Raw genomic sequence first — 14,156 nt, 5'->3', positions numbered from 1 at the left:
CGCATTAAGGGCCGACTCGGAAAGCGACGGATTTCGATCGGATCCGGTCGCCTGAACCCGGTCAAACGGTACCGGCAGAGATCTCGCGAATCGTCAGTCCCTCGAGCGAAAGCGTCCAGTTCAAAACCTCCGCGCCTTCTTGCGCGGCGAGCGCGCGTTCGACATCGTTTCGGCGACCGTCTTCGCAGAAAAACGCGATGCAGCCGCCGCCGCCGGCGCCACAGACCTTCGCGGCAATCGCGCCGTTGGCGTATGCGACGTCGATCAGTTTGTCCATCTGCGGAGTTGTGATGTTCGGGGACATGCGCTTGCGCGTCGGATGCGCGCTCTTGAGATGCTCCCCGACGGCTTGCCAATCGTTTTCAAGCAGCGCCCCGCGAAGATTCAATGACGTATCGCGAATCCCGTCGAAGATCTCGAATAGCTCCGCGTCGCCATCGATGTGGCGTTTCGTGATCTCCCAGTTGTTCGTTCCCGAGTTCCGCGGCTCGCCCGTATAGATGACGACGATCCGGCGCGAGAGCACCTCGGTGTCAATGTCGAGCGCTTCGCGCCGCATTCCTTCCGGTCCGAAATGTATGCACGAAACGCCACCGTACTGAGCCGAGTAGTAATCCTGATATCCCGTCGGGACCTTGATCACCTGACATTCGACCGCCGCCGCGATCGGGATGAAACGATCAGGCGTGTAGCGATCGCCGACCAGTTTGTTGAGCGCGCCGATACAGGCGATGTTGAGAGTCGATGACCCGGCCAGTCCGGCGCCGGCCGGAGCCTGTGACTCGGTGATCATATTGAATCCGACGGTCGGTTTGAAAAAGTAAACGAGCTTCGCGAGCAGTTCGAGCCGCGGCTCGTTTTTCAACGAATCGATCGCGCCGAGCGTGGTCTCAAACTGTACCCCGCGATCGAGCGATCCGAGTACGATCTTGTCGTCGTTTCGGGTTTCAATCCGGCAATGTGCGAGAAGGCTGACGGCGAAGTTCACGGTTGCGGCGCCTTCGTGAAAAAGGAAGAGCGGCGGAATATCGATGGTGCCTCCGGCGAGATCGACTCGGGTCGGCGCGGACGAATGGATAATCATAGTTAAAACGTTGACTTGGGGATTTCAAAGTCAAACTAACCTTTTATCATTAACGGTTCGGAATTAACAATTTGGAAGGCTATTCTTTCGAGGCGCCGGCCGCTTTTTCTTTCGGTTTCGGGGCGTCTTCATCGCCCTTCGGCGAGGTCAGGTGCAGGCGTTCGCCGAGTCCGTGAAGTTTTTCCTGCGCGACGTCTTCGAGAACCTGTATCCTCTCTTCGATCTTATGCAGAGTCTCAGGCGTGACCTCTTCGACCTTTTCAGAAAGCCAGTAGCGTTCGACAACGTAAAAGATGATGATTCCGACAAGAACGACAAAGAAGAGCGAGATCCCAACCTGTTTGAAGTTGCCGAGAATGCTCGTAATCGCGCCGCTAAAGAAGTAGCCCGAACCGGCGAGAACCAGGACCCACGTTGCGCAACTTATCGCGTCGAGCATCAGAAAACGCCAAAACGGCGTTTTCGCGATTCCGTAGAACAGGCACATTCCGGCGCGGATCCCGTAGATGTATTTCGAGATGATGATCGCGAATCCGCCGAATTTGTCGATCAACCGCTCGATCCGCGGCTGCGCCATTTGATAGAAGCGGTAATGTTTTGCCTTTTCGTGAAAAACCCGGCCGATCATATAGCCGAAACTATCTCCGACCATACCGCCGAGCGTGCCCGCGATGAATATCTTTATGAAACTATAGTCACCGAAAAACGAGCTGTGCGCCATCGCCCCGGAAAGGAGCAGGGTGATGTCACCTTCGACGGTACACAACACGAAAACGGCGTAAATGCCGTATTGTTCGATAAGTTGCGAAAGCTGTTCCATACAAAAACGGGAAACGTGAATTTTCGGCGGACTTATGAAGAGAGTAACGTCCAAACGTGGTTCCGTCAACGCCTCGCCGCGCGGACAATTCAAATCACGGATCAAGTTTGACACTTCTCCGGCAACTGTCTAAAATCGCGGTAGTTTTCTGCTAAACCGCTGTTCACGGCCAGGATTATTAATGAGCTTCCCTGATAACAATACGGAAAATGCTGTTGGGGTCGAGGTTACCACTTCGACGCTCCGCGCAGTTTGCATCGGCGCTGACGGCGCGATCGTTGAAGCGCACGCCGCGCCTCTGATTCGCGGAAACGACGTTCTTCCCCAGATCGTCGGGTTTATCAATGAGTTGCGTTCGAAGTTCGGGACGTTTGATCGGATAGGCATCACGTTTCCGGGGCTGATCCACCGTGATAGCCGGCGAATCGCTTTTTCATCTTACTTCCCCGATCTCCATGGTATCGACGTTCTCGGCGAGCTTGAAGCGAAGACCCGGCTCAAGGTTCTGATCGAAAACGATGCGAATGCGGCCGGCTTCGGAGAGTTTTCGTTTGGGGCCGGACGCGATAGCCGAAATATGTTCTACGTGACGCTCGGAACCGGTGTCGGAGGCGCGCTCATTCTCGACGGCAAGATCTGGCACGGTGAATCGGGATTTGCCGGTGAGTTCGGTTTTCTTGCGATTGACGAAGACGGCACGCGGCTCGAGGACGTGGCGTCGGCGACGAATATCATCCGGCGGACGCGGCAACGTTTTCATCAGGACAGCACGTCGTCGCTCGGAAAGGTTTCGGAGGATGAGATAACCGTTGCGGACGTGGTGCTCGCCGCGAAGAATGGAGACGATTTTGCGCACTTGATGCTGCAGAGAACCGGCCGCTACGTTGGAACGGCGATCGCGGATGTGATCAATCTGCTCGACGTCGAACACATCGTTATCGGCGGCGAGATCGCGGACGCCGATCAAACATTGATCGAAGGGATCATGATGCGTGCCGGTGAGTTCTCCTTCAAGCCTTCGTTTGAGAAGACCACGATCGTTCCCGGAAAACTCGGCGTCGAGGCGGCGGCTATCGGAGTTGCATTATTGTCGAAAACGTTGTAATAAATTTAGAACATTTGAAGGATTAATTTTCCTTATCAGCTAAACTTATTTGCTTGATCGTTGCAGAAAGGGGCTAGAGGTACGTATCCTAACAAATTCTGATTGCGTCCATCCGCTGACTTTTTGAGTTTGCGTTGACGCAAAGATACCAAGATCGGTAGCGGTTCTTCTTAAAAAAGGTAAAAAAGGTTCGGGCTTTTCCCAAATCGCAAGATTTGGGATGGCCGAGGTTTAATTTAGCAGACACCCGGACAAGGAAACATAATGGGACAGATCTTTCATCGCGGAGCGAATAACATTGCCAAGGCAAGTATTTTCGTTGCAATTATTGCGGGCGGCCTCGCGTTTTACGCGTACACGCAGATCGCTCGGTCGTCATACCTGACAAATCAAGGGCTCGAGCGGCCGCAGCCCGTACAGTTCAGCCACAAGCACCACGTCGGCGATGACGGCATCGATTGCCGCTACTGTCACACTGCGGTTGAAACTTCATCGTCGGCCGGAATGCCGCCGACGCAAACCTGTATGAACTGCCACACGCAGATCTGGGCGGACAGCCCGTATCTGGAACCGGTTCGCGCGAGCTTCCGCGACAACAAACCGATCGAATGGGTCCGCGTTCACGACCTTCCCGAATTTGCCTATTTCAATCACAGCATACACGTCGCGAAGGGAGTCGGGTGCGCGTCGTGTCACGGCGACATTGCGAATATGGCGAGCGTTTACCAACAGAACACGCTTCAGATGGAATGGTGTCTCGCGTGCCATCGGGATCCGGGGCCGAATATTCGTCCGAAAGCAGAGATCTTCAACACCGCCTGGAACAAGGACGACATAACGCCGGAGCAGGAAAAGGAAGTCGCCGAAACGATCAAGAAATTGCGCAGCAAGGAATTTATGACGAGCTGTTCGACGTGTCATCGTTAGAGTTGTGAGTTGCTGATTTCGTATCGGCCGAGCCATTTTGGTTAGCAAAAATAATCGAGGGATCAAAAATAAATGTTGAGCAAAGACAGTAAAACTAACTTTGCACAGTTGAAGGAACGCATTCTTCAGCAGAACGGAAAAGAGTATTGGCGGAGCGTCGAAGAGTTTGTCGACGCGCCCGAATTCGAAGAATTCGTCAAATACGAGTATCCGGCGCAGGCAGAGGAATGGGACAGTTCGGTCAGCCGCCGAAACTTCATCAAGGTGATGGGCGCTTCGCTCGCACTTGCGGGGCTCTCCGGATGCGTCATCCAGCCGACCGAGAAGATCGTGCCGTACGTCAATCAGCCGGAAGGATTGGTTCCAGGAAAACCGATGTACTACGCGACTGCGATGACGCTCGGCGGCGTCGGAAACGGGTTGCTGGCGCGCTCGAACGAGGGGCGTCCCACGAAACTCGAAGGCAATCCCGAGCATCCGGGAAGCCTCGGCTCGACCGATGTTCTGACCCAGGCCGCTTTGCTCGATCTCTATGACCCCGATCGTTCTCAGGAGATCGTCAATCGCGGCGAGCCGAAGACCTGGCAGGCGTTTATGAATGACGTCCGCGTGAAGGTCGAAGACAATCGCGCGAATGGCGGTGCCGGCGTCAGATTCCTGACCGAGACGATTTCATCCCCGACGCTCATCGCACAGTTCAACCAGCTCAAAACCGAGCTTCCGAATGCGAAATGGTATCAGTATGAACCGCTCAACAAGGACAACGTCGTCGCCGGCGCCAAACTGGCCTTCGGTTCGGCGGTCAACACGGTTTACAAGTTCGATCAGGCCGAGCGTGTCCTGACGCTCGACGCAGATATTTTCTCCGGATTCAACATTCGCTACATCAAGGATTTCGCGAAAAGCCGCGCGTGGTCCGAAGAAAAGAAACACATCAACCGGCTCTACGCGGTTGAGACAACGATGTCGCTGACGGGCGCCAAAGCGGATCATCGTCTGGCCGTCAAGCCGAGCCAGATGACCGAGATCGCAAAGGCGGTTGCAAAGGCGGTCGGAGTCGCCGGCGCAACGTCGAACCTGGCCGAGTTTGCCGACTGGATCGCGCCGATGGCGAAGGATCTCAAGGAGCATGCCGGAAAATCGCTCGTGGTCGTCGGCGATAATCAGCCGGCGGCGGTCCACGCGATCGCTCACGCGATCAATGAAACGCTCGGAAACGTCGGCAAAACGGTCGTTTACACCGAACCGACGCAGGCGAATGCTGAAACGCTTCAGATCGAAGGGTTGCGCGAACTTGTCAAAGACATCGATGCCGGCGTGGTCAAGATGCTCGTCGTTTTCGGCGGCAACCCGGTCTATAACACACCGGCGGACCTCAAACTGAACGCCGAACGGCTCAACAAGATACCGTACCGCGTTCATCTCGGACGCTATCGTGATGAAACCGCAGAACTTTGCCAGTGGCACGTCGGCGAAAAGCATTTCCTTGAAGGCTGGAGCGATACGCGCGCCTATGACGGAACCGTTTCGATCGTTCAGCCGCTGATCGATCCGCTTTACAGCGGCAAAAGCGCGCACGAAGTTCTTCAATTGTTCTTCAAGGAGAACTTCGAGAAGAAGGATTACGACATCGTTCGTGAGTATTGGCAGAAGCAGACGCTGAATATGGCGGTCAAACCGGTTGCGGTCGAGAAGACCGAAGCGAAGACCGACGGGAAGACCGAGCCGAAGACCGAAGCCAAGGTCGAAACGCCGGTTGCCCCGGCCGCGAAGACGGCCCCGGCGGCAACTCCGTCGCCGACGACTGCGGCGCCGGCCGGTGCGAAGGCCTTCGATCAGAACTGGCGCCGGATCGTTCACGACGGCGTCGTTCCGAACTCGCAGGCCGCGGTTAAGGAAGTCAAGGTCAACCCGGCGTTTATGGGGCAGGCTGTACCGGCAACGTCAGGTGCGGGGGCGATCGAGATCTCGATCCTGCCGGATCCTAGCGTTTACGACGGCCGGTTCACCAATAACGGATGGCTTCAGGAGTTGCCGAATCCGCTGACCAAGATCACCTGGGAAAACGTCGCGCTCGTGAGCCCGAAAACGGCCGCGAAACTCGGTCTTAATCGCGGCAACGACGCGGATGAGTTTTCCGGCGGAGAACGTCCGACCGCCTTCATCAATTCGAAGGGCGGAAATATGTTTTCCGATCTCGTCAAACTTAAATTCCAGGGCGGCGAGATCTCGAAACCGGTGCCGGTTTGGATCGCTCCCGGACAGCCGGACGATGTGGTCGCGATCTATCTTGGCTACGGCCGCACGAAAGCCGGCCGTGTCGGAACCGATCTCGGTTACAACGCCTACGACGTGCGCAGGTCCGACGCGATGTATTTCGGCAGCGGCGAGATCACGAAGACCGGCGAGCAGACAACGATCGCATCGACGCAGATCCACTTCAATATGGAAGGCCGCGATCTGTTGCGCGTCTGGGATCTCGAAGAGTTCAACGCCGACGAAAAACTCGGCGAGCAGCACAACGAGATCGACAAAACGATGTATCAGCCGGAACTCTTCGAAAAGGGCTATGCCGAAAACCATCGTTGGGGAATGGCGATCGATCTCAACAGCTGCGTCGGCTGCAACGCCTGCGTCATCGCTTGCCAGTCGGAGAACAACATCCCGATCGTCGGCAAGGAGCAGGTCGAACGGAGCCGCGAAATGCATTGGATGCGCGTCGACGCCTATTTCGGCGGCACGCTTGAAAAGCCCGAAGGCCCGAATTTCCAACCGGTTCTCTGCCAGCAGTGCGAGCAGGCCCCGTGCGAGGTCGTCTGTCCCGTTCATGCCACCGTCCACAGCGTCGAAGGTTTGAACGATATGGTTTACAACCGCTGCATCGGAACCCGTTACTGTTCGAACAACTGTCCGTACAAGGTCCGAAGATTCAACTTCCTGCTTTATCAGGATTGGGACACGGCGCAGTTCAAACTGATGCGCAATCCGGAAGTTACGGTTCGGTCGCGCGGGGTTATGGAGAAATGCACCTACTGCACGCAACGCATCGCGGCGGCCCGCATCGAGGCCGAAAAGGACGGGCGCAAGGTCCGCGACGGTGAGGTCGTCACGGCGTGCCAAGCCGCGTGTCCGGCGGAAGCGATCGCTTTCGGTGACTTGAACGACAAGTCGAGCAAAGTTTCGAAACTGAAAGCCGACCGTCGTGACTACAATCTGTTGAACGAACTCAACACGCAGCCGCGGACGACCTATTTGGCGGGACTCAAGAATCAGAACAAGGAAATGCCCGGTTATGTCGCGCCGAAAAAGAAGGACGGCGAGTCGAAGACGGCGGCACATTAGGATTTTTGAATCAGCGTCCGCCGACCGACGTCGGCGAGCGGATCAAGGCGACAATCAATCGTTATGCTAGAAACGAAATCTGAGGAACTGAAAAAAGTTCAAAACAAAATTTATCCGGCGATGGTCGAGGGCGATTACACTCTCGCGACCGCCACGGACAAGATCAGCGATGTCACGCTGAAAAAGAAGACGCCGTTCCATTGGTTCATCGGTTTCGGCATTTCCTTTTTGATCGCACAGCTTTTGTTGTTCACCATCCTGTACCTCGTCACGACGGGTATCGGGATCTGGGGAAACAACCAGCCGGTCGGTTGGGCATTCGACATCATCAACTTCGTCTGGTGGATCGGTATCGGCCACGCAGGTACTTTGATTTCGGCGATTCTGCTGTTGCTGAATCAGAAATGGCGCACATCGATCAACCGCTTCGCCGAAGCGATGACCCTCTTTGCCGTCGCCAACGCCGGACTCTTCCCGCTTCTGCATACCGGCCGCCCGTGGCTTGCGTTCTGGATGCTGCCGTACCCGAACACGATGGGGATGTGGCAGAACTTCCGAAGTCCGCTGATGTGGGACGTTTTCGCGGTTTCGACATACGCGACAGTCTCCGCGCTGTTCTGGTACGTCGGTCTGATCCCCGACTTCGCAACGCTTCGCGACCGTGCCAAGAACAAGTATTTCAGATTCGTTTACGCGGCATTGTCCTGGGGCTGGCGAGGTTCCGCCCGGCACTGGCATCGATATGAGATCGCCTATCTGCTGCTCGCGGGGCTTTCGACTCCGCTCGTTCTTTCGGTTCACTCGATCGTTTCGTTCGACTTCTCGGTGTCGCAGGTTCCCGGCTGGCACGCGACGATCTTTCCGCCGTATTTTGTTGCGGGGGCGATCTTTGCGGGATTTGCGATGGTGCTGATCCTCTGCATTCCGCTGCGCCACCTGTACGGAATGAAGGATTTCATTACCCACACGCACCTCGTTTATATGGGCAAGATCATGCTCGCGACCGGGCTGATCGTTTGTTACGGGTATGGAATGGAAGCGTTTTTCGGTTGGTACAGCCAGTCGCAATACGAGCTGTTTATGGTCAAGAACCGCATCTGGGAGGGCCCTTACTGGTGGTCCTACTGGTTGTTGATCCTCTGCAACGGGCTTTCGATCCAGCTTCTGTGGTTCAAGCGCTTCCGCGAGAGCGAGTTCTGGCTCTTCGCCATCTCGGTGGTCGTCAGCATCGGAATGTGGCTCGAGCGTTTCGTCATTATCGTGACGAGCCTGCATCGCGATTTCCTTCCGTCATCGTGGGCGATGTACAGCCCGCGTTTGTTTGACTGGACGATGTTTATGGGAACGATCGGCTTCTTCTTTACGCTGATTTACCTTTTCGTCAGATTCGTGCCGATCATTTCGATCTTCGAGGTCAGGACGCTTCTGCCGGAAGCGAATGTTCACGGTCGCCATCAGGATTTCGAAGAGGTCATAAACGAGGTCGACCAAGAGGAGATCGACAGAAACGGTTAACTGTTGTTTGCGGCCGGGCCTGACAGCCCGCGGCTGGATATTGGACAACTCACCCATGTTGCTTTCAGCCGCCAGCGTTGGACGGCTGCAAACAATGGTTTGAGGGATGAAAGATGAGGGAAAGTGTCCCTCGGATTTCCGGAACTTGAGTTTATGGAAAAGAAAATTTACGGATTGATGGCGGAATTCGACTCGGCAACCGAACTCGTCGATGCCGCGCGCCAGGTTCGCGACGCGGGCTACCGCAAGACTGACGCGTTCACGCCGTTTCCTCTGCATGAGATCGACGAAGCGCTCGGGATTCGCCGGAGCATTCTTCCGTTTCTCGTGTTCGGCGGCGGCATTCTCGGGCTTATCGCCGGACTCGGACTTCAGTTCTACACGCACGTGATCGAATATCCGATCGCGGTCGGCGGCCGTCCACACTTCAGTTTGCCGGCTTTCATTCCGCCGACGTATGAGTTGACGATTCTTTTCGCCGCCTTCACGGCGGTCTTCGGGATGCTCTTTTTGAACGGTCTCCCGTCACCATATCATCCGGTCTTCAACGTCGAGCGTTTTTCGCTCGCGATGCGCGAAAAGTTCTTCTTGCTGATCGAAAGCGAAGACGACAATTTCGATTACGAAGACACCAAGAGTTTTATGAAGGGGCTGAATCCGCAGGAGGTTTTCGATGTTGAAGACTAACCGCTGTGCGGAAGGCCAAGGGCAAAAGGGAAAAGGCAAAAAAATGAGGCTTTTTACTTTCTACTTTCTACTTTTTACCTGCGTCGCGGCCGCGACGTCCTGCCGCTACGATATGCAGGACCAGCCGCGGTACAAGGCTTACAAGAAGAGCGACTTTTTCGCTGATGGGCGTTCCTCGCGGGATCTTCCGATAGGGACGGTCGCGCGCGGCAATCTTCGCGAAGACAAGGCGCTTTATACCGGTAAAAAGGAAAATGCCGACCCGAATGTTCAGGTTCAGACGACGACTGACGCCTCCGGCAATACGTTGATCTCGAGTTTTCCGAACGACATCGAGGAGTTTCCGCTTCCGGTGACGAAGGAAATGCTCGACCGTGGCCAGGAGCGTTACAACGTCTATTGCGGCGTGTGTCACGGACCTTTCGGAAACGGTGACGGGATGATCGTCCGCCGCGGATTTCCGAAGCCGCCAACATACAACGACGACCGTTTGCGCAATGCGCCGGTCGGACATTTCTTCGACGTAATCACGAACGGACAGGGGCGTATGGGATCGTATGCCTCGCAGGTTCCGGTCGCGGACCGTTGGGCGATCGTGATGTACATCCGCGCGCTGCAGCGAAGCCAAAACCCGACCGGCGCGAATCCGCTGACTCAGAAAGAAGCGACTATGCCTAATCAAACGCCGAAACCGGCCGAATCGCCGAAACCGGCAACCGCGGGAGGTGCAAAATAATTATGAGCGACTCGAATTATCAAGCTCCCGCCGAACTAAATCGTTATCGCAGCATCGCGCTCGGCGCGGGAATTCTTGCGGTCGTCGTTCTTGCGGTGATGATCACCTCGCCCGACAGCCGTGAGCAAGCGCTTCGTTCGTGGCTTCTCGGCTTTACGTTCTGGGGCGGAATCGCGATCGGAAGCCTCGGCGTGCTGATGCTCCAATACGTGACGGGCGGCGCTTGGGCAGTTGTCATCCGACGCACGGTCGAAGCCGGATCGCGGACTCTGCCGCTGGTGGCAATACTCTTCATCCCGATCCTGGCGTACGTCGGCTCGCTTTATGAATGGAGCCATATGCACGGAACGGACAGGATCGTGACGTCGCGCGGCTGGTATCTGACGTGGGGCGGATTTGCCGGACGAACGGTCGCCTATTTCGCGATCTTCATCGTGATGCAGTGGCTTCTGAACAAATGGTCGCTGGCGCAGGACAAGACCGAAAACTACGAAGATTCGGCTAAATTGCTCGGAACTTCGACCGCGTTTTCGGGGCCGGGCATCGTGGTCTTCGCGCTCGTTGTGAGTTTCGCGGCGATCGATTGGACAATGACCCTCGATCCGCATTGGTTCTCGACGATCTGGGGTTTTCTTTACATCGCGGGATGGGCGCTGAGCTGCTTCTGTTTCGCGGTTGTCATACTCGCGTACCTTTCGGACAAAGAACCGATGAACCGCGTCATCGGAAAACGTCATTTCCACGATATCGGCAAGCTGATGCTCGCGCTCGTGATGGTCTGGACGTATTTCAACCTCTCCCAGTTCCTGATCATTTGGTCGGGCAACATCCCCGAAGAGACGCCTTGGTATCTGAAGCGAATGAAGGATGGATGGGGCGTGGTCGGACTGGTCCTGATCCTGTTCCACTTCGCGTTTCCGTTCATCATCCTGCTTTCGCGCGATCTCAAGCGAAACGCGAAGTGGCTGGCGATTATGGCCGTCTTCATTCTCGCGATGCGTTCGGTCGATATGTTCTACCACATCGCGCCGAGCCCGACCGTCGGCGGCGGACACGGCGGCTCAGGATTTCACGTTAGTTGGATGGATTTCGCGGCCGTCATCGGCATCGGCGGAATCTGGGTCGCGTACTTCTTTACGCAACTGATGAAACGTCCGCTTGTTCCGATAATGGATCCGTTTCTTGAAAACGCGATCGACCACGGGAAAGGTCATTGAGATTTTTGAACTGCGATTCCGGATCGCGGATCATAGAAGAATCGATTAGTCGATCTTAAAAAGAGGGGCTTGAGATTTTTGATTTCGGTTTTGGGGGACGGCGGCCGTTTGGAGACCCTGTTCAAAGATCCAAAATCAAAGATCCAAAATGGACTTATGGCAAAGCACGAAAAAACTGTGGCTGACTTTGACAAGCCGTATGAACCGAACGAGGTCGGGATGCGTCAGATCGTTTATTTTTCGATCGGGCTCTTCCTTCTGATCGTTGTGACGTTCGGTCTGATGTGGGCGTTGCAGATCGTTATGGAAGACGACAAAAAGGCGGCCGACGACAAGAACCGGAATCCGCTGGCGCTTACGAAAGAGGAGAAACTTCCGCCCGAACCGCGCGTTCAGGCGGCGCCGGGATTCGGCATCGACGGCCCGAACGGCCGCATAAATCTTGAGCTCAAGCCGCCGCAATCCGAGTATTGGGAGCTTCAGAAGATCTGGCAAAAGCAGACCGAAGAAGGTCAGAAGGTCGTCAAGGACGGCAAGGAAACCATCGTCACTTTGCCCGTCAAGGATGCCAAGGAAGCGATCCTCAAAGAGAACCTGAAGGCACGGTCGGGAGAATCGGCCGAGAAAGCTCTTGAGGAGGCGCGCACATTCGTATCCGGGGCCAGCGCCGGACGCACGCGGACCGAACGGATCCGCTAACGCAGTGAGCCCCGCCGGGGCAGGTAGTTTTATGAGAGAAAGTTCGCCGGTTTTTGCAGTATCAAGGCTGAAACTTCTTGCGGTTTTGGTTCTTTTCTTGTTCTTTTCAAATGTTTCGGCACAGCGCATCGAGCATTACAACTCGCCGCTTTACTCGCCGAAGACTTACGACCCGACGTCGAACGTCACGAGCAACGGCTTGCCGCCGACACTGAAGAACGTCGGCATCGAGCAAAGGCTTAACGAGCAGGTGCCGGTCGATGCCGTCTTTAAGGACGAAAACGGACGCGAGGTCAAACTCGAGGAATACTTCGGAAAGGGCCGCCCGGCGATCCTGGCGTTGGTCTATTTCGAATGCCCGATGCTCTGCAACGAGGTGTTGAACGGACTGACGGGCACGCTTAAGGGGTTGTCCCTGGACGTCGGCAAGGACTTCGACGTCATCGCGATCAGTTTCGACGCGCGGGAGAACGATCTCCCGGAGCTGGCGAAGAACAAGCGGGAAAGCTATTTGAAGCGTTACGGTCGCGCCGGATCGGAAAACGGCTGGCACTTTCTGACCGGAACGCAGGCCGAGATCGACAAGGTTACCAAGGCCGTCGGATTCAATTACGCTTGGGACGAAGAGTCGAAGCAGTTCGCCCACGCCGGCGGAATTATGGTGACCACACCCGAGGGCCGGCTTTCGCGATATCTTTACGGGATCGACTACGCGCCGAAAGACGTCAAATTCGCGCTGATGGAGTCGGCCGACGGAAAGATCGGCGGTGCCGCGGAACAGTTGATGCTTTACTGTTACCACTACGATCCGTCGACGGGCAAATACGGGCTGTCGATCCTCAGAGTTTTGCGAGTCGCGGGCGTCGTGACGCTGCTCGGTCTGAGTGCGATGATTTTGGCCTTTTGGGTGCGCAATAAATCGAAAGATGAGTTGGCCGAAAACGAGTGATCGTTTGAATTTCGGGCAACAACGAAAAGAGTAATTATGCAAAGCAATACGTGGATTCCACTATTTCCGGACCAGGCTTCAAGCTTCGCTTGGCAGATCGACTATCTGTATTTCTACCTGATTTTGATCAGCGTCGCCTTTGCGATCCCGATCGTCGCGGCGATCTTGTTTTTCGCGGTCAAGTATCGTGAAACCGACAAGTTCGCGACGCCCGACGAGATCCACGGATCGACGACGCTCGAAATCGCGTGGTCGATCATCCCGTTCGTGATCTCGATGACGATCTTTCTCGGCGGCGCGCTCATTTACTACAATCAGTTTCGCGTTCCTGAAGATACGATGGAGATCTACGTGGTCGGCAAACAGTGGATGTGGAAGTTCCAGCACGGCACCGGCCAGCGCGAGATCAACGAACTGCACGTGCCGAAGGGCCGCAAGATCAAACTGACGATGACGACCGAGGATGTGCTCCACGACGTCTTCATTCCGGCATTCCGGACGAAGGCCGACGTTGTTCCGGGCCGTTACACGACGCTTTGGTTCGAACCGACGATGACCGGCAAGTTCCATCTCTTTTGCGCCGAATACTGCGGCCTCAACCACTCGGGAATGGGCGGTTGGGTGTATGTGATGGAGCCCGACGATTTTGACAACTGGCTAGCGGGCGGCGGAACCGGACAAACCCCGGTCGAGATCGGAAAGGACTTATTCAACAACCGGCTCGGATGTGCCTCGTGCCACGCCGGCGGCGCCAATCAGCGCGGAGCGAAACTCGAAGGAATCTGGGGCACGAACGTTAAACTGGTAAACGGACAATCGGTCAAGGTTGACGAAGAGTACGTCCGCAACTCGATCCTGAATCCGTCCGGGCAGGTCGTCGAAGGCTTCCAGCCGATAATGCCGACATTCAAGGGACAGGTCAGCGAAGAACAGTTGGTGGCGCTGGTCGCCTACATCAAGTCGCTGAGCAATGCCCAGCCGAACACCGCGCCAATGTCGAATCCGGCGCCGGCAACCCCCGCGAGCAACACGAATACGACGGCCAAAACCGCCGCGGCCAACAGCAATAAATAGG

General features: G+C 55.7%; 12 protein-coding genes. 10 read left to right on the top strand and 2 right to left on the bottom strand.

Annotation, left to right across the window (positions count from 1 at the left end; translation table 11 throughout):
- Positions 1-61 precede the first annotated feature (61 nt).
- Together IPN69_02620 and IPN69_02615 are read right to left on the bottom strand one after the other, a co-directional pair.
- Complete coding sequence (locus tag IPN69_02620; GenBank protein ID MBK8809608.1) at positions 62-1,084, bottom strand: hypothetical protein; 1,023 nt, start codon at positions 1,082-1,084, stop codon at positions 62-64.
- A 79-nt stretch (positions 1,085-1,163) separates the two neighbouring features.
- Entirely contained in the window at positions 1,164-1,904 is a 741-nt protein-coding gene (locus IPN69_02615; protein MBK8809607.1) for a DedA family protein, read from the bottom strand.
- A 181-nt stretch (positions 1,905-2,085) separates the two neighbouring features.
- Between IPN69_02615 and IPN69_02610 the strand changes: the two genes are divergently transcribed.
- The 10 genes from IPN69_02610 to coxB all read left to right on the top strand — a co-directional run bounded on the left by IPN69_02610 (position 2,086) and on the right by coxB (position 14,155).
- Complete coding sequence (locus tag IPN69_02610) at positions 2,086-3,009, top strand: ROK family protein (GenBank protein MBK8809606.1); 924 nt, start codon at positions 2,086-2,088, stop codon at positions 3,007-3,009.
- Between the two features lie 264 nt (positions 3,010-3,273).
- Positions 3,274-3,936: a cytochrome c3 family protein gene (locus IPN69_02605; protein MBK8809605.1), complete on the top strand. Its 663-nt coding sequence runs from the start codon at positions 3,274-3,276 to the stop codon at positions 3,934-3,936.
- Positions 3,937-4,008: 72 nt separating this feature from the next.
- Entirely contained in the window at positions 4,009-7,278 is a 3,270-nt protein-coding gene (locus IPN69_02600) for a TAT-variant-translocated molybdopterin oxidoreductase (GenBank protein ID MBK8809604.1), read from the top strand.
- A 63-nt stretch (positions 7,279-7,341) separates the two neighbouring features.
- On the top strand, positions 7,342-8,793 hold the full coding sequence (gene nrfD, locus IPN69_02595; protein MBK8809603.1) for a polysulfide reductase NrfD: 1,452 nt from the start codon (positions 7,342-7,344) through the stop codon (positions 8,791-8,793).
- A gap of 153 nt (positions 8,794-8,946) precedes the next feature.
- Complete coding sequence (locus IPN69_02590) at positions 8,947-9,480, top strand: DUF3341 domain-containing protein (GenBank protein ID MBK8809602.1); 534 nt, start codon at positions 8,947-8,949, stop codon at positions 9,478-9,480.
- Positions 9,481-9,523: 43 nt separating this feature from the next.
- On the top strand, positions 9,524-10,216 hold the full coding sequence (locus IPN69_02585; protein ID MBK8809601.1) for a cytochrome c: 693 nt from the start codon (positions 9,524-9,526) through the stop codon (positions 10,214-10,216).
- A gap of 2 nt (positions 10,217-10,218) precedes the next feature.
- Positions 10,219-11,433, top strand: coding sequence for a hypothetical protein (locus IPN69_02580; protein ID MBK8809600.1), 1,215 nt, complete (start codon positions 10,219-10,221; stop codon positions 11,431-11,433).
- Between the two features lie 156 nt (positions 11,434-11,589).
- On the top strand, positions 11,590-12,132 hold the full coding sequence (locus tag IPN69_02575; GenBank protein MBK8809599.1) for a hypothetical protein: 543 nt from the start codon (positions 11,590-11,592) through the stop codon (positions 12,130-12,132).
- A gap of 31 nt (positions 12,133-12,163) precedes the next feature.
- Positions 12,164-13,081: an SCO family protein gene (locus tag IPN69_02570; GenBank protein ID MBK8809598.1), complete on the top strand. Its 918-nt coding sequence runs from the start codon at positions 12,164-12,166 to the stop codon at positions 13,079-13,081.
- Positions 13,082-13,117: 36 nt separating this feature from the next.
- A complete protein-coding gene (gene coxB / locus IPN69_02565; protein MBK8809597.1) occupies positions 13,118-14,155 on the top strand; it encodes a cytochrome c oxidase subunit II in 1,038 nt (345 codons plus the stop codon).
- Position 14,156: the final 1 nt, after the last annotated feature.

The organism is Acidobacteriota bacterium, assembly GCA_016715115.1.
GTDB lineage: Bacteria > Acidobacteriota > Blastocatellia > Pyrinomonadales > Pyrinomonadaceae > JAFDVJ01.
This window is presented reverse-complemented; position numbering and strand designations above follow the sequence as displayed.